The organism is Candidatus Methanoperedens sp. (assembly GCA_027460535.1).
Taxonomy (GTDB): Archaea; Halobacteriota; Methanosarcinia; order Methanosarcinales; family Methanoperedenaceae; genus Methanoperedens.
Map to the genome: position 1 here is coordinate 1 of JAPZAR010000018.1, position 20,523 is coordinate 20,523.

Annotated in this window: 17 protein-coding genes; 6 read left to right on the plus strand and 11 right to left on the minus strand. The window is 38.7% G+C overall.

Annotation, left to right across the window (positions count from 1 at the left end; all coding sequences use genetic code 11):
* Positions 1–572: 572 nt before the first annotated feature.
* From O8C65_07725 to O8C65_07740, 4 genes are all read right to left on the minus strand, one after another.
* Positions 573–1,820, minus strand: a complete 1,248-nt coding sequence (locus O8C65_07725) for a hypothetical protein (GenBank protein MCZ7356806.1) — start codon at positions 1,818–1,820, stop codon at positions 573–575.
* 150 nt (positions 1,821–1,970) lie between these two features.
* A complete protein-coding gene (locus tag O8C65_07730; protein MCZ7356807.1) occupies positions 1,971–2,429 on the minus strand; it encodes a CRISPR-associated endonuclease Cas1 in 459 nt (152 codons plus the stop codon).
* Positions 2,353–2,799 (minus strand): CRISPR-associated endonuclease Cas1, encoded by a 447-nt coding sequence (locus O8C65_07735; protein MCZ7356808.1) that lies wholly within the window; start codon positions 2,797–2,799, stop codon positions 2,353–2,355. Before O8C65_07735 ends, O8C65_07730 begins: the two co-directional genes overlap by 77 nt.
* A gap of 531 nt (positions 2,800–3,330) precedes the next feature.
* Positions 3,331–3,912, minus strand: a complete 582-nt coding sequence (locus tag O8C65_07740; protein ID MCZ7356809.1) for a hypothetical protein — start codon at positions 3,910–3,912, stop codon at positions 3,331–3,333.
* 526 nt (positions 3,913–4,438) lie between these two features.
* Here O8C65_07740 and O8C65_07745 point away from each other — a divergent pair.
* The 6 genes from O8C65_07745 (at position 4,439) to O8C65_07770 (ending at position 10,464) form a co-directional block, all read left to right on the plus strand.
* A complete protein-coding gene (locus O8C65_07745; GenBank protein ID MCZ7356810.1) occupies positions 4,439–4,738 on the plus strand; it encodes a UPF0175 family protein in 300 nt (99 codons plus the stop codon).
* Positions 4,739–4,779: 41 nt separating this feature from the next.
* On the plus strand, positions 4,780–5,193 hold the full coding sequence (locus O8C65_07750; GenBank protein ID MCZ7356811.1) for a hypothetical protein: 414 nt from the start codon (positions 4,780–4,782) through the stop codon (positions 5,191–5,193).
* 617 nt (positions 5,194–5,810) lie between these two features.
* Complete coding sequence (locus O8C65_07755) at positions 5,811–6,047, plus strand: DUF433 domain-containing protein (GenBank protein MCZ7356812.1); 237 nt, start codon at positions 5,811–5,813, stop codon at positions 6,045–6,047.
* Between the two features lie 337 nt (positions 6,048–6,384).
* Positions 6,385–9,648 (plus strand): ATP-dependent DNA helicase, encoded by a 3,264-nt coding sequence (locus tag O8C65_07760; GenBank protein ID MCZ7356813.1) that lies wholly within the window; start codon positions 6,385–6,387, stop codon positions 9,646–9,648.
* Positions 9,649–9,869: 221 nt separating this feature from the next.
* On the plus strand, positions 9,870–10,076 hold the full coding sequence (locus O8C65_07765) for a hypothetical protein (protein MCZ7356814.1): 207 nt from the start codon (positions 9,870–9,872) through the stop codon (positions 10,074–10,076).
* Complete coding sequence (locus O8C65_07770; GenBank protein ID MCZ7356815.1) at positions 10,039–10,464, plus strand: PIN domain-containing protein; 426 nt, start codon at positions 10,039–10,041, stop codon at positions 10,462–10,464. Before O8C65_07765 ends, O8C65_07770 begins: the two co-directional genes overlap by 38 nt.
* A gap of 67 nt (positions 10,465–10,531) precedes the next feature.
* Here the strand turns inward: O8C65_07770 and O8C65_07775 are convergent, their stop codons facing one another.
* The 7 genes from O8C65_07775 to O8C65_07805 form a co-directional block, all read right to left on the minus strand.
* Positions 10,532–10,993, minus strand: a complete 462-nt coding sequence (locus O8C65_07775; GenBank protein MCZ7356816.1) for a nucleotidyltransferase domain-containing protein — start codon at positions 10,991–10,993, stop codon at positions 10,532–10,534.
* Positions 10,994–11,420: 427 nt separating this feature from the next.
* On the minus strand, positions 11,421–12,950 hold the full coding sequence (locus O8C65_07780; GenBank protein MCZ7356817.1) for a VWA domain-containing protein: 1,530 nt from the start codon (positions 12,948–12,950) through the stop codon (positions 11,421–11,423).
* Positions 12,951–12,968: 18 nt separating this feature from the next.
* Positions 12,969–14,420 (minus strand): AAA family ATPase, encoded by a 1,452-nt coding sequence (locus O8C65_07785; protein ID MCZ7356818.1) that lies wholly within the window; start codon positions 14,418–14,420, stop codon positions 12,969–12,971.
* A 71-nt stretch (positions 14,421–14,491) separates the two neighbouring features.
* Positions 14,492–16,954 carry an N-6 DNA methylase gene (locus O8C65_07790; GenBank protein ID MCZ7356819.1) on the minus strand — a complete coding sequence of 821 codons (2,463 nt, stop codon included), beginning with the start codon at positions 16,952–16,954 and terminating at the stop codon, positions 14,492–14,494.
* Between the two features lie 62 nt (positions 16,955–17,016).
* On the minus strand, positions 17,017–19,536 hold the full coding sequence (locus O8C65_07795; protein MCZ7356820.1) for a DEAD/DEAH box helicase family protein: 2,520 nt from the start codon (positions 19,534–19,536) through the stop codon (positions 17,017–17,019).
* 258 nt (positions 19,537–19,794) lie between these two features.
* Positions 19,795–19,986 (minus strand): hypothetical protein, encoded by a 192-nt coding sequence (locus O8C65_07800; GenBank protein MCZ7356821.1) that lies wholly within the window; start codon positions 19,984–19,986, stop codon positions 19,795–19,797.
* Between the two features lie 5 nt (positions 19,987–19,991).
* The gene (locus O8C65_07805; protein MCZ7356822.1) at positions 19,992–20,423 is read right to left on the minus strand and encodes a flavodoxin domain-containing protein; all 432 of its coding nucleotides are present in this window, start codon (positions 20,421–20,423) and stop codon (positions 19,992–19,994) included.
* Positions 20,424–20,523: the final 100 nt, after the last annotated feature.

Here is a 20,523-nt window from a genome sequence, read left to right on the forward strand (position 1 = left end):
GAGGGCAACAGGTTAATCTACGGGAACGGATCCCAAACGCAATGTTTGTTACCCTCTCGACCTACTTTTATGTAGGTGCAAGAACGTTTTTATATTTCTCGCATGGATGTTGTATATACGAACGCAGATAAACGCAGATTTATAGTCTCGCTTTTCATAACACTCTTCTATTGCTCCGAATATTTATAACTCTGTAATTATTAATTTCCCGGCGCCGATATGTTCCCGAAGCAGCAATATTCAACAAGAGCCGAAGCCTGATTTCCTGAAAATAAAAAACCGCAGATGAAGGCGCCCAGAGTCACGAGCCTCCCGAGTCGCGCCTCGGGAGGGCGCACCCACGCATGCCGCAGGCATGCGTGTATACCAAGTCGAGAAGCGTAGTTTTCGGTCTGAGAACCCGCAGGGTTTCGGCATTGATGAACGCAGATTTATAGTCTCGCTCTTCATAGCACTTTTCTACTGCGCCTTATAACTCTATACTCCCGGCGCCATCCCCGGAGCAGCAATATTCCATTAGAGCTCGAACTCCCGAAGCCCGCGTTGATGGGATGGGCTAAGGTAGGATTAACCTACCTGACTTCTACAACCGTGTCAAGCAACATGGTGTTGGATGGTATGTGAACGAGTTTAACATCATACTTACCCCCAGACGATAACGGCAGACCTTCTGACGTAGTGGTTATTATTATCTGATTTCCAACAGCAAAATCACTACCTTGATTATTAAACCATGGCGAATTTCCAACAGGAACAATTGATAACTTCCAGTCACCTGCTTTCAATGTATCTCCGCCTTTATGTTGTATTTTCATGTCAGGGCTTGTTGTGTCAGGGTTGTTCGCTATGGATATACTCACTGTCGGAGCTGCTATGGAAGTTGAAGTCTGTGTTTGTATTGGATTAGGTGTTGGATTTGTTATTTGCGGGCTGCTACTGCCCCCAGTTGTGGAAATTACATCAAGTATATTTGATATTTTTTCTTCCTGTTTTTTCGCTAATAATAAAAGAGTTTCAATTTTAACATCTGGAGTCGATACCACCAGAACTATAATATTATTTTTTCTAAATATTATATACGATCCTCCTGCCACTACGGTCGTTTTTTCGTTTTGCGAACCAACAATAGAATATAGTTCACCCTCAGTATCCCCTATATCTACTCTATTGACAATTACTTTAAAATTCTTTTGTGATTCTGAAGCTAATGATTGAGAGACACCATTTGCTGCGTCTATAGTAGGAGATACATAGAGCCAGATTGAAATATTAGGGTTACCATATTCTGCATAAATACCACTTAATACATGGTTTTGTATTGTCTCTGGAATGATTCTTTGTCCCTTTTTCGTTAAGTCAGTTCCTACTAGTTCTTTTATCTCAGTGTCAGTAAGAATAATTTGTTCAGCATGTAAGTTAATTATTTTTAAATCATTTGATTGAGTCCCAGATTTTGGTGTTGTTTCTGATGATGCCTCACCACTGCCTGTTGTTGTAGAACAGATTACTATCTGATTTTCAGCGTTAATCCACGATACAACCTTTAAATTTCCTTCACTTACTGTCGCTTTATACATATTTATGGGCGTTATAGGCTTATCACATTGTTGGCTAATTTCTTGAGATGATTGTGCTACATCATCTTTTGACCAATATGTAACTGTTATTTTAGCATCTGGATGCTCTTTCATAAATTGTTGTACTTCAGGCAAAGCTTTGAACGCTGAAGTAACATCCTGACCACCTACGCAACCGGAAGCAATAATTGATAAGATCAAGGTTGCTATTATTATTAATATTTTAAAATCATGTTTCGCCATAGTACCGCCAGAGTTTAATTAATTTTAATACAATATAAAACTATTTATTTTGGTTATAGATGAGAGGTAGAGATAGAGCCGTTTAGCTCTAACTCCATACATGTTTAATGTTAAATGACCGTTAGATTTACCTATTCTTTAATTTTTAAACTAAGGCATATTTTCAATTTCCCGTATCATTGGAAGGCTTTTATATTCAAGCGGATTAAGTACAAACATAAATTCATTCAAAGCAATATCAAAAGCATTATCCTTGAATGTCATGCTCATTTTATCATCTGTAAAAGTGAAATCAGTGGGTTTTATTCTTAATCCTAAAATCATCTCAATAACCTGTTTATCAATCCATACACGATAAGGCTCTATGAAGTCATAAACCAGAATATTCCAGTAAGGCTTTTGTGCTTCATTCTGATCCATAAAGCCAATACTTAACTCAAAACCACGTTTTAATAATAGTTCACTCATTCTTTGAGCCAACAGAGAATAACCCAAATTCAATATTGCATTTACCGGATCAAGTGCATTTTTATTACCGGATGCTTTTTCTGCCTTTCCAATCCCATTCTTTATTAAACATCCATTGTTTAAAGTAGATATTTGATGCACCGGCTTCTACTTGCATAATCTCTTTTATATCCCGTGCCTTGTTAAGTTTAGGGATATAATCTTTCATGTCTTGGGATTCCAATTTTAATTTTATCAAATATTTGGTTATCTCCAATGCTTTACCGTTAATCCTTGATTCCACTTGTTTTATAATCAATGATGGTCTTTTAAAATTGAACGGTAAAAAGCTTGCATCAACTTTACCCTTGCTGTCAATCCAGTATATTGCTATCGAATTGGCTTTAGCAAAATCAATAAAAGCAGTTGATATATACCCTTTACCCATTGGAGTTATGATAATTCTTTCAATATTATGAAGGTCTATTGGATAATCCTTCTTAACCTCTATCTTTTTGCTATGTTCTCTCAAGAATTTTAGATACAATTTACCATGATGTTTAATCTTCTTATCTGGTAATCCAGCTTTGTTATCACGTTCTAATTGCTGGCTTATTAATTCGTCAATTTCACTATCGGTATAAGGTCTTTCTGTGTACGAAATGTACGTAAATACAGGTTTTAAATTCTGCTGTCTTAATGCAAATTCAGAGTTTACAATAATCGAATGTGAGTAAGGTCTTGTAGATTATTATTCATATATGGTCTTCGCAATATTAAATACGTATCAATACAATATAATCTTTGCCTATCCCTTAAAATATGGTCTTCGCAAACTATTTTTTTGGGATAGGTACTTACATTTTTGGCATTAAGAAATCGTTTCAATTGATGTTGGTAGTTATTCCAATGTGCAATATATCCCTAAGGATTGGTCTTAAAACGTTTATTACTTTGTGTATTGATCACATTTATAATATTTTTTATTTATTCAATAAATATTCTTTTATTCTATTGGAATTTTTTTTTTATATTTAAAAAATAGCAAAAGTATTGTAACTCGTCATTTATGGGAGCTGTTTAATGCTTCTATCTCGCTCTTGAGTTTTTCATTCTCAGCTTTGAGTTTTAACATCTCGTCAACTTTAGCTTTTAACACTTCTAGCTCTGCTTTGATTTCGTCGTCAAATTTTTGTGGAGGCTCTTCCAATTTTATTATTGTTGGGAAATTCCCTACTATCCAACTGATTAATAATTGAAACGTAATAAGTCCTAACGCAATAAATGGAGAAATAGAGTTATCATAATTAAATGTATTTTTTTTCAAGATATAAAAAAGCATAAAACTTGGAATAACAGTATTAGATAAAGAAGATATTTCTATTGCATGTTGATGGAGGTAACCTTTTGTGTAATCCTTATTACCAACCCTTTTCTCCAGAAAAACTATAGAAGCAGTCGTTATAGGAATGCTAACTCCAATGGATAATAAAATTCGAGTAACTAAATCTAAACTAATAAAGTTCTGCTCGTATGTGACAAATAAAATTATATAACCAACCAAAAAATAACCACATAAAAAATAAAAAATTTTATCTAACTCACCTTTTTCAAAGCTTTTAGATAGAGAATCTATATAATTCATACAGCGAACAATCTGTTCTTTCTTAATATTTAAATTTGATTACCAAAATCAGCCATAATAATTGGTCAATCAATTCTTATGCCCCAAGATATTCCGTTACGGTTTTTTTGTGTGTGTGCGTGTGTGTGTGCTGTCTGTGGTGTGAAAGAAAGAGAGAGAAAGGATAAGAGGATTAGATAAAGATTGTACAAATGTACAAAAAAGCAAGAGAGCAAAAGAGCGATTGTAAACCAGAATGAGTGTACAATTGTACAAATGTATAAATAATAACATTAATATATAGATGCGGGGGGCGTGGGCTTATCGGCGCCGGGGAATTAATATTTTTGAAGTAATATATGTCTCCAAGTCGACATTTTGAACCTGATATGCTCCTTTCTTATTAAACGTCTCAAACTAAGATTGATAGTTAACAGGTGAATAATAATATATTAATAAGATTCTGATACACGCCGACATGTTCATTTACAGGGAAAATAATATGTATATTATCAGAAATTAATACCTTTGATCAAGGGAATTATATATGTTAGATTTTGAAACAGATTTGCTGGAAGCAACTTCAAAACTTGGTTATGATAAAGGGGAAATACTGCACAGTGCTCTTAAAATGTATCTGGACGCCAATAAGGAGCTAAAGGAAAGACTTGCCGTAGAACTATATAAAGATGGCAAAATCAGTCTTGGGAAGGCAAGTGAAATAGCGGACATATCGTATGAAGAAATGAAAGAGCTTTTAATTAAGAATAATGTGGAGATTAGGAGGGGACCTGTATCTCTCAAAGAACTGAAGAAAAGGGCAAAAGAATTAGCAGAAATATTATAGCTGATACCGGTTTCGTAAGCTCTCTTCTGAAAATCGACCGTTTGTATATAATATCCAGACTTGGAAGGGTTAGCATTACCACAGAGGTATACGAAGAGCTAACAAGGTGCAGGCATCTGATAAAGCCGCTCATTAATGAAATTCAAAATGGAAATATCGTGCTAATGGAATCGGGTGATTACTCAAATTTGCAGAAAAAATATCCCAAGCTTGGGGCAGGCGAACTCAGCGTAATCGCTTCTGGAGAGGACATGATAGCTTTTATAGAAGATAGGGACGCTGAGGCAGCCGCAAGAAAAGAGGGCTTGAAGGTGTATAATATTCCCGAAGTGCTGCTTGCATGCAAAATGAAAGAACGAATTAAGAGGTCGGAGATTGTAGAAATAATCAACGAACTCAGGGAAAAGGATGGATACGCATTCAAGGAAGATATTGAGATGGAATTGATCAAATAATATTTGGTCAATCTGGTCTTTTGCCAAAAATTCGCGGCGAACAGGGTCTCCAATCAAAATAAGACCATAGCCCTTCAAATCCAGCAGCCCCATCACCCTCTTTCTCTCGCCAGCCATCTTGAATCTATAGCAGCGCTGTCGCCCAACTAAGCAGGCCGATTCGGGCCGGGCGGCGGGGGGTTTGAGGTGGGGTGGTTGCCAGGAGGTACATTGGCGCCGAGGGATTAATATTTTTGAAGTGATAAATGTGTGGCGCTTTACACCGCCTTTATCTGCGGCTTCTTTTATTTCCTGAGAAGGTCGCCATGCTTCCCTGCTCATCTCCACAGAAAATGCAGGGTATTCAATTTACGCAGGTTGTAGCCTTTCATAGAACGAGAGGTTGCTTCGGGAACATATCGGCGCCGGAGGATTAATATTTAAAGAGTTATAAATTGTGGGCGCCTTTCTTTTATATCGAAGAGGGACATGACTACATTTTAAAATCCAGCGTTCACTACATCCGCGAGTGAATATAACCTTTGTGCATAATCATATAAATAAGAATCCACCAATCTGATAAGTGAGTATACCATGCATATCGAATATCCTATATCCCTATTGTCAAGGAGGCAAGAATGCAAAAAAGATTGATCATATCTGACCCCAAAGTGATGATGGGCAAACCGGTCATCGAAGGAACCCGCATTACAGTTGAGATGATCCTGGAGAAGCTTTCTGCAGGCGAAACAGTGGAACAGATACTGGAAGCCCATCCCCGACTAATGGAAGAGTCAATAAGAGCGGCTCTTGCATTTGCAGCGCGGGCTTTACGTGCAGATGTGGTATATCCGGTCGCTGAGGCCGTTTCGTGAACGTCCTGGCAGATGAGAATGTTGATGCGATTCGTGCTAAATTTTCGCCATGGTGGAGCGGATCATATGCAGGCAATAGAGCTTCTGGGCAGTCTTTGAGAGATCTGAAATCGAATCAAAGCTGAAACAAGCAAGAAGGATCATGTCATTGAAGAACGCCGCTGTAGGTGAAGACAGGCTGATCAAGCAAACTGAAGCACAAGAAATGCTAAAGGATGCGGCTTGTTGAATGGGTCGAAAATAAGCTTGGAAAATAATCCACAAAATAAAAATATTTCTTGCAAAGTATTATTATTCAGGACGTATTCTGTAACCCTATTAAAACGGTGATGTATATTTGTTAAACTCCCTCCTCTCCTCCCTAAAACCGCGCCAGCTCGAAGCCATCAAACACACCCAGGGTCCCCAACTGATCCTCGCAGGCGCAGGTACAGGCAAGACCACGACCATCACAGCCAAGATCGCGAACATGGTCGAAAAGGAAGGCATCGACCCCTCCCAGATACTAGCCCTTACCTTCTCCAAAGAAGCCGCAAGGAACATGCGCGAAAAAGTCGAGAAACTCCTTCAGGGAAAGGAAGTGATCGTTAAAACTTTCCACTCATTCTGCGCCGAGCTCATCAGGGATAATGCTGACAGATGCAAAGTTCCCGGCGATTTCAAGATATTCGAGGAAATTGATTCAGCCATTTTCATATTCAGGGAACTCGGGACAGATGCAAGGACCGCCAGCCTGTACGCGAATACGATCGGAAAATCCAAAGACCTGAATATTTCAATGGACAAATTCAAAGAATTTCTTGAAAAGCTTAAAAAACAAGTTCAGGATATCGAAAAAGATGAGAGCAAGTGGAAGGAACTATATCGCCAATCCAAATTCAAGCTCAATACCTTCCATCTTCAGGAATACAAAGACAAAGAAGATAAGAAGGCAAAACAGGCAGAGAAAAAACGATATTCTGAATTCATAGACCTCTATGAAGAATACCAGAAATATTCAAACTTCATATCAGCATGGGAGAAATATGAAGAAAAGAAATCAGCTATAGGCGCACTGGATTACGGCGACCTTAATAAGATTGCACTCTGGTATCTTGATGTGTACGGCACGCAGGAGTTGAACGACACATTCCGCTACATCATCATTGATGAATTTCAGGATACCAACTATGTCCAGTTCGAGCTGATCAAGAAGCTCACAGCGGCGGATAATAACATAACAGTGGTGGCAGATCCAAACCAGGCCATCTATGCATTCCGCGGAGCATATACCAATAATATCGATGAGTTCAAAAAGCAATTCACCCTTTCAGACAAAGACATCGTATCTCTGGATGTCAGCTTCAGGTCGACTAATAAGATTCTCAGAGTCGCCCACACTCTGATCGAAAAGAACTATAGAGAGGAAAAAAAGAAAGATTGCCAGCTTCTAAAAAACCACAAAGATATTGAAGGTGAGAACGTCCGTATCATTGAAACAGAGGACGATAACGAAGAAGCAAGAGCCATAGTGGAGAAGATTGAGTTTTTCCTGGCACAGGGTATTCCTCCAAAAGAGATCGCCGTATTATATAGGACTCACGCCCAGGGACGAAAGGTGAGGCAGGCTCTTGAAAACAGGGGTTTGCCTTTCCGGGTCAAAGACGATACCGATTTCCTGAAGCAGCCTGAGATAAAGACTGCGCTGGCTTATTTGTATGTGATCAACAATATCTCCCATCCCGCAGCCCGCGGGACAGAGGCATGGTGGAGGATATTCCATTACAATAATGCATTGAGCCAGGAAGATTCCATCAGGATAGGAGAATACCTCAAGAAAAAATGGGTCTCGTTCCAGGAAGCCATTTATCACCATATTGGAGAACTCGGACTTTCAAAGAGCGGTCTTGAGACCATAAGCAACGTTAAAAAGAGGATAGATTCGCTTTGCGGCAAGAAGAACCTTGATGTATCAGACCTGATCCTTGAGGTCTATGACCTGTCAGGTCTCTCAAGGCAATTCGCCCACACTGACACAAAGCGCAGCAGGGAAGCGCTTTTGAACCTCAGGCAGCTTCATGAATTGGCCAGTAATTTTGAGGAGTTCCATGGAAAAGACCTGAGCCTGTTCATAGATTATCTTGAGATACTTGATGAGATGGACGGTAACCCGCCGCCTGCAAGAATAGCGGATGAGGATGCCATAAACCTCATGACCGTACATGCTGCAAAGGGGCTTGAATTCAGCGTGGTATTTCTCACGAACCTTGCAAAAGATAAATTCCCTCTATACCGGGGGGGCGCAGAGCCGCTGGTTCCTCCTGAACTGATGGATCAGTACAGGGATATCTTTGAGGATAAATCCATCAAAGATATTGAGAAAGCAGTCAGGGAGCGGAAAAGGGAAATAAAAAAGGAAGAGGAGAGGCGGCTTGCATATGTAGCGCTAACAAGAGCAAAAGAACATCTTTTCCTGACACTGGCGACCAGATACACAGAGGATGAAAGAGAGCCCTCCGAGTTCCTCACGGATATTGGATACAACAACTGGAGAGCCGGGGGGAACATCAAAGTCGGGGATCTCAATTATTTCAGGGATACCGATACCAAAGTCAGGGAGATGATAAAGGATAGCGCGCTTGAACGGGAAAAGGCAATGCGTAAGAGGCTTCTTATAGAGTCGCTTGATTCAGGAGATTTTAATGAAATCATGAAAAATGCGCTGCTGTATCAGGCTCTGAAGGTCGAGGGTACGCCGGATTTTAAGGAGCTTATTGATTCCAGCTGGCCAAAAATAGACCCTACCGATGATGCTGACAGGATTTTAGCGAAGATAAAGGAAAAGAAGAACGGATTGAAATTCAATCCCGCAAGTATGACTTTTAGCTATTCCTCAATAAGTACCTATGAGCGATGCCCGCGCCAGTATGAACTCGCGGAGCTTCTCAGGATGCCTGCACGCGATTCCGAAGATTCTACCGGAGCCATGAGAAGGGGGAATTTTGTTCATAAGGTGCTTGAGATAGCAGTGAGTGAAAAGATTGCCACAAAAGAAAGGTTGTATGAGATAAGAGATACAGTCGCAAAAGAACCTGATTTCAGGGGCGTTGACATTGAAACTGCAACTGCAGCGCTCGATGTATTCTGGGAGCGGAACAAAAATAGAATGGCAAATAACCTGATGGTTGAGCAGAGATTCGCTGTACAGCTTGGAGGTTTTACTTTCAAGGGGTTTATTGACCGGGTGGATCTAATCCCCGGGACAAAGGATGAGATCGAAATCATCGATTACAAGACAGGGAAATCTGAACCTGGACCTGCTGAGCGCTCCCGACAGCTTTTGCTGTATGCCCGGGGTATAGAGCATGTTTATCCAAAATACAGGGTGAAAAGACTCACTCTGGAACAGCTCGGTCTTCCCAATCCCAGGACTTTTGAACTAAAGGATGGGAAGTTTGAGAGCGCGGGCAGTTCACGGATGGAAGGGCTTGATGGGAATGCTATTATTGATATGATTGAGATCGCAAAGTCGATAGCACATGATTATGAACATGGGTTTGAGAGGACGAAGGATGAGAAAGCTTGTGAAGAGTGCGGATTTAGGTTGTATTGTGGAGATTGAAAATAAAAATTTATCAAAAGAACCTATCAATCTATATATAAAGAAATCATAGATATATTCCTAAAAATATGATGCTGTGAACAGTATGGAAGAAATAATCGTAGATGACACTTATAAAATCCATTTCTCAAAAAAATTAGTAGATCGGCTCAATATTAAGCCCAGAGATAGGTTATACGATAACGTATAACTTATATGTGTGTAAATGCATTGTTATTCTTATGTGCCATGCTGCCGTAGAGGTTAAAAAATGGGGTAATTCCCTCGGAATAATCATCCCAAAAGACAAAATCACTGAACTGGGATTATCTGAAAAGGATATTATCGATATAGATATTTTAAGAAAAGAAAAAGTAAGCGGATTTGGTATAGCGAAGGGGAAAAAGCCGTTTGAAAGGGAAGAAACCGAACATGAAGACCTCTGGTGATATGGTGTACCTGATAGATACCTATGCCTGGATTGAATATTTCACAGGTTCAAAAAACGGGGAGAAAGTTAAAAAAATAATAGAAGATGAGAACAATATCATCATCACTCCTGAATGCTGCCTCGCGGAGATAAAAGGTTGGGCTATCAGGGAAAACATGGATTTTGAGGAGCTATATACAATCATAAGGAAAGTTTCCAATATCCAGTGTATCTTGACTCAGGATTGGCTGGAAGCTGCAGCCATTCGAAGTGAGCTTCGAAAAACCAGAAAAGGCTTTGGTATGATAGATGCTCTTATCATCGCTCAGCAGAAAAGATTGGGCCACAAAGTAGTCAGCGGCGATCCTCATTTTGAACATTTAAAAGATGTGATCTATATAAAATAGATAAATGTGCCTTTTAATATGCTGACATATTCTTTAAGCTGTTCAAGTTTGGATGCAATCTCATCATTCACGTGAAACCAACCTCGGCAATCCTTTTCAGGGTTTCTTCCGTATGCCTATTTATGTAATATTTTTGATCCATATACATAGAAAGGATTTTTGTTTCAAACTTTACTCTATCTATCTCATTGGATTTTAAAATAATTCCATCTTTTATAATATTATGTGCCAAAAGCAGAGGCGCATCGTTTAAAACAACCAGATCTATTTTATTTTTCTTAATTAAAACCGCTATTTCACTAATTAATTTTAATTCCAGATCGAAGCGGTCTTTTTTAGACAATTTTTCATCCAGCAGGACTCCAATATCAACATCGCTCAATCTACCTGTATCGCCCCTGACCGTTGACCCAAAAAGATAAGCAAGTTTTATGCTATCTTTGCTGCTGAAATATTCTGTTAGTTCTTTTTCATATTGTATCATGAATACTCTATAATTTGTTTTTGCTAATATATGTTCTTCGCTCATGTGCAGCATCTTCAGGCGGGAGTATAACAGGCGCAGGTATCGGTGGGGTTTGTATTGGGTTATAACTATTTAAATCACGGCGCCGATACGTTCCCGAAGCATCCTCATTCCTCAAAACCAAAGCCTGCCAGGTCACACATATAATACAAACCGCAGATGAACGCAGATGAACGCAGATTTGTTACCAGGGAATCGCATATCTCTACCATTATTTTACCTATGTTTCAATATCAATCAAAATACCGCGCCGCCGTCCTCCTCTTCTTTCCCGCAGGTGTGACAGCAAGAAGGGGAGGATGTACTTGCGAGCAAGATTGTTTGGGTTGATGAAATAGTGCTTGATTATTTCTTTTTCGATTAACTATTTTCTGTTCATCTTCCATTCGGGCAGCGATTTGCATTTGACCGCTGTTGACATCCTAAATATTTAATTGTTTGAAATAACTTTTATTATATTTGTAGGGCTTTCAGAAATCTTCCAATTGTCACCGTTTGCAAGAATATATGTATGGTCTGATACTTTTTCTAATCCCCCAGCAGTATTATTACCTATTATTATCGTGAATATTCTCGCATCATTTTCATTCTTTAATTGATTCCACTTTTGGATAAGCATTTCTTCGCTTATTTGAGAAAGCCCATCTGTAATAAATAATAAGTCAGCACTTTTCCATTTCTTTTCTTCTGTAACGTTGATTCCAGAAGCGAGTGCTGTGTTGAAGTCTGTTCCACCCCCAAAACTCATACTCATAAAATTGAGGAATTCCGATGCCATTTTTGTCTTGTTTGTTAATTCTATTTCATGGGTTTGGTTTGTTGATGAGAATAAGATTACCTTTACATCACGATCTTTTTTAAGCATTATTCTCACAATTGAAAGCATAAGAGCTTTCGCTAATATTTCTGGCTCTCCGTGCATCGAGCCAGAAGTATCCACTAAAGCTACAACAGGTCCACGTTTCCTTTTCTTAGGGGGACCACCAGCCCAGTATTTTCCCCTTAACTGATATGTTAAGAGTTTTCCTTCACTATAATTAGCGAAAAATACGTTTTTCAGAATATTATCCTTAAGTTTGACCAACTCTATTGGGAGTATGTGTTGAATGTCTTTTGATATTCCAACGGAGAATACTTCTGAAGATCCAAAGTTAGTTATTGTAAGCCTCTTTGAACCGTATTCTAGTTCGATTCTGCCCAATAGTTCTATCATTTTCTTTATTTCTCTGCTGTGTTCTAATATGCGCGAATATTGTGTAATATGTTCTAAGTATTCTCTATGTAGATCAACTAGCGAATAATCCCAAAGCCGTCCGGGGAACAGAAGATAAAGTAGTTCTATGGTTTCAAGCTCTTCTCTAATTTTTTCTATTTCCTGTGATATTTGATTAATAAATCCGATTTGAACTATCTCGTTTAACATTTCTCCAGATTTTTCTTTTGCATGGAAGTCGTTGAAGTATGAGGATAGGATTTCTCCTTCTGGTGGTATGCCCTCTGTTCTTCTTCCCCAAAGTTTCAATGTTTCTTCTACAATTTTGCTGAATTCCTCAAGTAGTTTTTTTAAAACATTATCCGTTTTGTCTTCCATTTCCTTTTGATATTTTATGAAGTTCTCCATAAGGTCGAATATTTGGTTAAGAACTGCTTTTGCTGCCAGAATAGCGGTGATTTTGTTTTGACCAGCCAATTCCTTTATCTCTGTCCACAGGAGAGAATTTTTTATCGTTGATAGAATTGAATAAAAAGCACCGTATCTCTCAACGAATTTCGGAAGATCTTTAATTTCGATTGGAGCAGCATTTATCAATTCTCTGATTACAATTTCAGATATTTCCTCCCTCATTCTCCGTGGGATTTCTCTTGGCGTGGCGATAAATGTGTGCATTTCTTCTTCTGCCAGTAGAGAACGAACTGACCATTCGGGTGTATCGATTTCATCCGTGGTTTCTTCAGGCAATGTTAACCACTCCTAACATCAGAACCCGGAATTTCTGTGCACTGGCTTTATAATAGGAATTTCGATTTTTACTTCATTTACGGTGATACCATTTTCTATTCTTTTTAACGTCTCCTCTACTTTGTGCACCGTTTTTATTTTATCATCGTAATTCATCATAATGTCATGTCTATCCTTATGACTTAGCCATATGTTTGTTTCCATTAGCTGTTTCAAGCGTTCTCTTTCGCTGAATATTTTTTCTTTGACTGTTTCAAATTGCTCTTTTATTTCATTCATTTCTTTTTTATAACGTTTTAGTTGTGGTTCTGGTATTGTGGAGCCGAAATTCCAGGAGTGGTTTTCTTTTAATTCTTTTATCAAGTCATTAAAATAAAATCTACGTATATTGTATTCATGTTTATTTTTGTCGGAGTATGGATTATTATATGTTTCATCAGGGTTTTTTGATACGTATTCTTCAAGTTCTCTCCAACTGTTGAATTCTTTCTTCTCGTCCTGGGTCTCAATTGTTTTTGGGAATGTGTAATCTCTTGATTTTTCAGTTAGTGATTTGAGTTCCTCAGCGTCCTTCATTAATTTATCAAGGCTTACCCCCCCAGATATTGTTAAATCGATTAATAAATGCCTTATTGCATCTTTTTGTTCAGGTTTATCCCACGTCATATGCTGGAGTAATGGAACCATGGTTCTGTCTACAGATTCTCTTCCAATACTAACAGAAGCGATTTTTAATGCTTTCAGCATTTTTTTCCATCTTCTATCGGAAATATGGTGATTCATGGATCGAAGATTTTTCCTCAGCGCTAAAAGTGCATCAAGAACATCTTCTTCTATTTTAGCCTCATTTGCCTTTGTTTGAATCTCGTTGATAAATCGGATAGTTATTTTGCTCTGAATGTTCATCTTTTCAGTGTCACCAAGCAATAAATCTCTGAAATTAGTTTCATCCTGAATGTATCCCATAGAATATCGAAATAGGAATCTGTCATATAATGCCTCTAAACTCTCATCCTCTTCAGGAAGTTCGTTGGACGCTGCAAAAACCGTCAGAAGAGGCGTGTCAATAAGTTCTCTTCCATTATGGAATTTTCTCTCGTTTAATAGTGTTAGCAGACTGTTAAGAATGGAGCTATTTGCTTTGAATATCTCATCTAAGAAGCATATATGGCTGGTTGGAATGTATCCCTCTATTTTCCTTTTGAATTCATCTTCTTGAAGGGACTTGATAGATAACGGTCCAAAAATCTCATCTGGGGTTGTAAATCTTGTCAAGAGATAGTAAAAGAAATTTCCCCCATCAATGGATTCGCATAACTTGAGTGCTAAGAGACTTTTTGCTGTTCCAGGAGGTCCCAGGAACAGTATATTTTCTCCAGATAAAATGCTCAATAATGCTCCAGCGATTTCTTCATCCCTCTCTTTGAAATTTTTCTCAAGGTTCAATTTTATTTCTCTTAGATTTTGCATTTTTACTTCTCCATTCGGACATATTTCTGATAGCTAATAAAATGTAATTCTGAGTCAATTTCGGAAAACATTTATCCCCATACCTCAGCAATCTTCGCCTTTATCTTCCCCTCGAAAAGCTCGATCAGTTTCTTATTCGCATCGACCAATTTCTGCTCCTCTTCAATTCGGGCAACGATTTCCTTTTGTATTTCTATTGCAGGAATACTTATTTTTATAGAGGTTATCATATTTTTCGTTAAATATCTAGTTAACCCGCCTATTGATTGTTGCTTTAGAGATAATAGACTATTTTGCAAATAATAATTTAATAAAGGATAGGTTAACTTAGTCTTAAATTTGTCTTTAATAGTTATTATATAAGTTCTCTGATACGCATTAAATTTACCTTTACAATATTTAACATCAAAATCCCCAGACGCATTATTCCCACTTAATAAAAGGGCTTCACAATCAAATGCATAACTGTTTATCCTGAATATTTCTGTTTTTGAGCATGTAAAAAAAGGATATATTCCATCTCTTTCTGCTGCATTAGCATCAAGTTTCCCAGTTTCTATTTCACAAGCATCCCCTAAATCCACCACCTCCCATCCCTCATCCACCTTAATCCTCGGCTTATAGTTCTCCACCACCTGCCGCGCCCCATCTATTATCTTCTGGTAGCCCTCGATCTCAGCCACAATCTCCTGCTGGACTGACAGGGGCGGGAGGGGGATTTTAATTTGTTTGAGTTCTTTTACAGAGACAACATTTTGAATAGCTGCACCAGAAGTATTTCTAAAATACTTTTGTTGAATATTTTCTTCTTCAAGAATTAATTTTAAATAGATAGGCAAAATTTTTTCAAATTGAGGTGTGATTTTTAAAAGTGCTTGATTAATAATACCCTTTTTTGCACTTTCAGGAACAATCGCAACTTTCCCCATAGTCCCTGAACAACTAATTATAATGTCGTTTGGCTTTATTGCAAAGCCGATCATTTCATTGTATTTGGCTTCATCAATATAATAATCTCCAATTTCAAAATTATTATTTATTGCGTGTTTTTGTTCATAAACTTTATAACCGTCCTTTACAAAAATTTCTTTCTTAAGAGAACCGCCAAAAGGACCTCTTTTAAAGAATGTCACCTCCCCCAATTCCACCATCGGCCAATCTTTATGCGAATGAACCACAGTATCCCTGTACCTATCTCCCGATAAGTAATAATCCCCAATTCCAGCGATTTTTGTCTTTAAAACCCTGTGAGCTAATTTGCTTTCATCCTCACTAAACTCACATTCCTTCCCTTCTTGCAAACTCTTCTTATATCTTAAAATCACATCAAGCGCTCTTGGAAAATCATTCTTATCAATCGCTCTTCTCTGCGCGCCAAGGTCAAATCCCTCATTTTCAATTTTCACAAAAAGAACGTCCTGCGCCCTTTTAGCCAGGCTTTTATCCATCAGCAAAATACTTGTCTTAACCCCTGAATACGGCTGGAAAACTCCTTGTGGTAAAGATACAACCGCGAAAAGATAACCGCTTTCCACAAGCAGTTTGCGAAGCGCTTTATATGCATTCGCAGACTGGAAAATGATTCCCTCAGGCACGATAACTCCCGCCCTTCCGTTTATGGTAAGATGTTCCATGATATAATCCACGAACAGGACTTCCGAACGGTTCGCCTGGACTGAGAAGCGTTTATGCGGACGGATTCCGCCCTTCGGCGTCATAAAAGGCGGATTTGCCAGAATCACGTCATAGGTCTCGTTCCATTTCTCCTCGCTCGTGAGCGTATCGTATTCGTAAATTTTCGGGGTCTGGAAACCGTGCAGATACATATTCACAAGCGAAAGCCTCACCATATCAGGAGAAATGTCATAACCTACAAGGCTGTTCATCAATCTTTTGCGCTCATCCATGGTCAAACAATCCCCTTTTCTCTCCTTCGTATTCTGCTTGAGGATGTGCTTGTATGAGGAAATCAAGAATCCGGCTGTAGCACAGGCCGGGTCAAGGATTGTCTCATTTTTCTTCGGGTCAACCACTTCGACTATGAAATCAATAATATGCCGTGGTGTCCTGAACTGTCCCGCATCACCCTGCGAGCCAAGCACTGACAGGAGATATTCAAAAGCATCCCCCAGTTTCTCGCTATGGTCATATTTGAACTCGTTTATTTCTTTTAAAAAGCTTTTCAACGTTTCTGGATCGCGGTATGGAAGGAAGGCATTCTTGAAAATATCTCTGAAAAGCTGCGGGATATTCTCGTTATGGTTCATTTTGGCGATGGCTTCGCTGTATAGTGCTATGAGTTCAAATCCTCCCAGACGCGGGTCAAAAATGCGCGACCATGTGAATTTCTCGAATTCTCCGGTGAAGAATGCTGCTTTACCTCCGAGCTCCTGCGATTCTTTATCCATGTCGTCCATGAACTTGTAGATGAGCGCGATTGTTATTTGCTCGACCTGTGATTTCGGGTCTGGCACTTTTCCTACAAGGATATCGCGGGCGTTATCGATTTTTCTTTTTGTTTCCTGATCTAACATTTTTTAACCTTCGTTTAATAATTTGCAGAAATAATTACAAACATTATGCTCATTCATAACCATCACACGAACTTATAGAGAGAAACATAATCTTTCACATACTCAGGTATCATCTCACACCACTTTCTCACTTCCCGGAACTCCTCCATCGAAAACTGGGAATTTGTCGCAAAACGCCCGAATTCTTTTGATTCCATAATATCCCTCACTTCATGGTCTATAATATATGCTTTTATAAAATTCCTTATGAGCGGTACTTCCCTGCTTTCCGGTTTATAAATAGATATGAATCTCTCAACTTCCTCATCAAGCAATTCCTCTTTCGTCTTAAATACAGTAATCCTTCCAAATATCTTCTCTATGATCTCCCGCAAACTCAGGCGGCGGTCAATTCTCAACGATTTTCTCAACTTCTCAAGATTATAGAATTCTTCAGGTTTTTCAAAAATCTTACTTTTTATATATTCTTCAATGGCATCGAAATTTTCTTTTTCAATATTCTCTTTTATGAAGATATTATTCCTCACAGTATTCTCGAATTTATCAAAGAACATACGGTCTATTTTCATTCCATCCATGCCGATAGCGTATTCCTCAAGGCTTGTTAGAGGGTCGAAACTGAGATTCTCATATTCACTTGTCCTTTCCTCACCCTCACCGCCTCCTGTATATGTAGTCCTTGGAGGCAATTTCAAAACTTCATTATAATTATATTTCTCTTCAAAGTACTCGCAATTCGCAAAAAAATCAAAAAGCTTGAATTTTTCTTTAGCTTTCTTTATGATTTCGTTATCGTGCCCATTTTTCATGGAAAATGCAAAATCATACTTTCTTGTACCCCTTCCTTTTATCTGGATAAAATCCGTTGGTGAAAATATAGGGCGCATCAAGCATATATTCAAAATATCCTGGCAGTCATAGCCTGTCGTCATCATTCCAACGGTTACGCATACCCTTGTTTTGCTCGTTTTATAACCTTCCAGAAACCGCGAATTGCCGGATAGGTTATTACTTGTATCGGTAAAATTGATAGTAAATTGCTGCGCATCCTGAACGTTTGACGTTATCTGAAGAGCAAAATCTGAATTATATTTTCCAGGATATAATTTATCTGCAAACTCATTCATTACCTGTGTTATTTTTGAGGCATGGTTCTGGCTTACGCAAAAAACAATGGTTTTGCCAATCTCTCCACTTATTGGATCTCTGAGAGCATTTTCAATGAAAGTCTTGCAGAATATTTTGTTTGTTTCTTCAGAGAGAAATTTGTTCTCAAAATCCTTATGAAAATATATCTGCTCTTCTTTTATTCCTTCAGTATTTTCTACGATGATAGAGTAACCTTTTTCTGAAAGTAACTGTGTGGTGATTTCGGTTCGCGCATCAACAGCAACTGGGTTCACAAGATATCCATCCCTCACAGCGTCAATAAGACTGTAGCGAAAAGTCGGATTCCCGCTCTCGCAGCCAAATGTGATATAGGTGTCCCTAAGCTGTCTTCGTTCCCATTCGCGCGGGTCTTTCTTACTTACTTTATCAGGGTCTAAATACTTCAGATAATCTTTAGGTGTGGCAGTAAGACCGAGCTTATAGCCAACAAAATACTCAAAAACAGCCCTGCTGTTCCATCCGATCGAGCGGTGGGCTTCATCCGAAATCAATAGGTCAAAATCCGTGGGTGAAAAAAGCCTCTGATATTTATTGTCAAAAGAAAGGCTCTGGACGGTGGAAACGACAATCTCAGCTTTTCGCCAATCGTCCTTATTTTCTTTATAAATTATAACTTTGTAATCATTTTTTAGCCATTTAATAAAATTTTTCTTCGCTTGGTCTTCAAGTTCTAATCGGTCAACAAGAAAAAGCACCCTCTTTGCATTACCTGATCTTAAAAACAGTTTGATAACCGCGGCTGAAATCAGAGTCTTTCCTGTTCCTGTCGCCATTTCAAAAAGGAACCTGTCGTTCCCATCTTCTACAGATTCCTGCAAAGCATGAACCGCATCCAACTGATACGGTCTTAAGAATTTCAGTCCGGATTCATGTATGTAGTCTGCTCTTGTTTTGTCATTATTCCAGCGCGGGTCTTTATCAAAAAGAGGGTTCTGGATTCGGGTAATGTAATCCTCTCCAACTATTTCGCTTACAAGAGTTGAAGGATTGGGCGCAAAAGAAGCTGTATGATAAAGCGATTCTAATGTTGGGAATTTTGTGATAACACTGGGATTTCCACGCTCTAAATCCCAGAAATAATGCAAATTGCCATTTGAGAGTATCACGAATCTCACATTTTGCGATTGCGCGTATTTCCTTGCCTGCTCTTTCCCATCAAGAGGATTTTTATCTTCAGATTTTGCCTCTACTATTACAAATGGGAAGCCCTTTTCATTTAGAAGAAGAAAATCTGTAAATCCATTTTCTGTTTTTTCAAAATCATTCCCAAATTCATCAAGGTTTTTTCTGGTGATTTTGACATTATTCTCTAAAACGATATTGGCTTTTCCTTTTTCATCATCAAAAAACCTCCAACCCGACTGTTCAAGGAGTTTATTGATCTTAATGCGCGCTTTTGCCTCTTTTTGCATTACTGCCTCCAACCATCATATCTTAGATTTTAGTAAGGTCTATTTAATTCTTGTTGATATTATATATTGTTACTTGCCGCACGGACAATAAATAATCCGTGTAAATCCGTCAAATCCGTGTTCTAAACCCAATAAATACACGTGGACTTAATTCCCCACATAAAATCCGCAAATCTCTTCTGCCTCACCCCGTCGCTCTCGAACAGCGACCAGTATTTTCACCCACCCACAACCTCACTCCTCCCCAAAAAATCCTTATCAAAGGTCGCTATCTTCATAATTATATAAAATTTCATCGACCTTTCCACTCAGATTTCGATGCTGGTTACCAAAATGTTCAGGTTTGATTTCTAAAATGCTTCTTTTCTTTTTTTCTCCAAACCTTTCACTAATTTCATTTGTCACTCTTTCTCCAATGGATGCCCCGCAGCCTTTAATTTCTGCCCGCATTTTTTCTAACGCCCTTTCACCTTCATCGCAATTCTCTTCCCAAACTCCCTGCACTTCTCTAACCCTGCCTCATCAGGCTTTTCATGTATCAGAAGCCCTTCTAAAGTCTCCATTCCATAACCCTTCAACCTGTTCGTGATCAGGTCTACGACTTCGGGGGACCAGCCATAAGAACAGAAGGCTGCTCCAACTTTGCCTTTCAAACCCACATCTTTTGCCTGATCCAGGAAAACCTCAAGGGCCGGCATTATTTCATGGTGGTAAGTACCAGAACCAAGAACCACACCATCAACGTTTCTAATATCCTCTATCTTCGCCTCATGGACATGCGATAGATTCACATCCACTTTTTCTGACTTTATTCCTTCTGCTATCGCTTTTGCCATCGCCTCGGTATTATGCGTTGCAGAATCGTATATTATTGCCACTTTTGCCATATTATTTCCCCATTTATCAACACTTTGCGCTCTTTGCGTTCTTTGCTCCGTTCACCGCAGAGGTCGCAAATTTCGCAAAGATTATTTTTACTGTGATTTC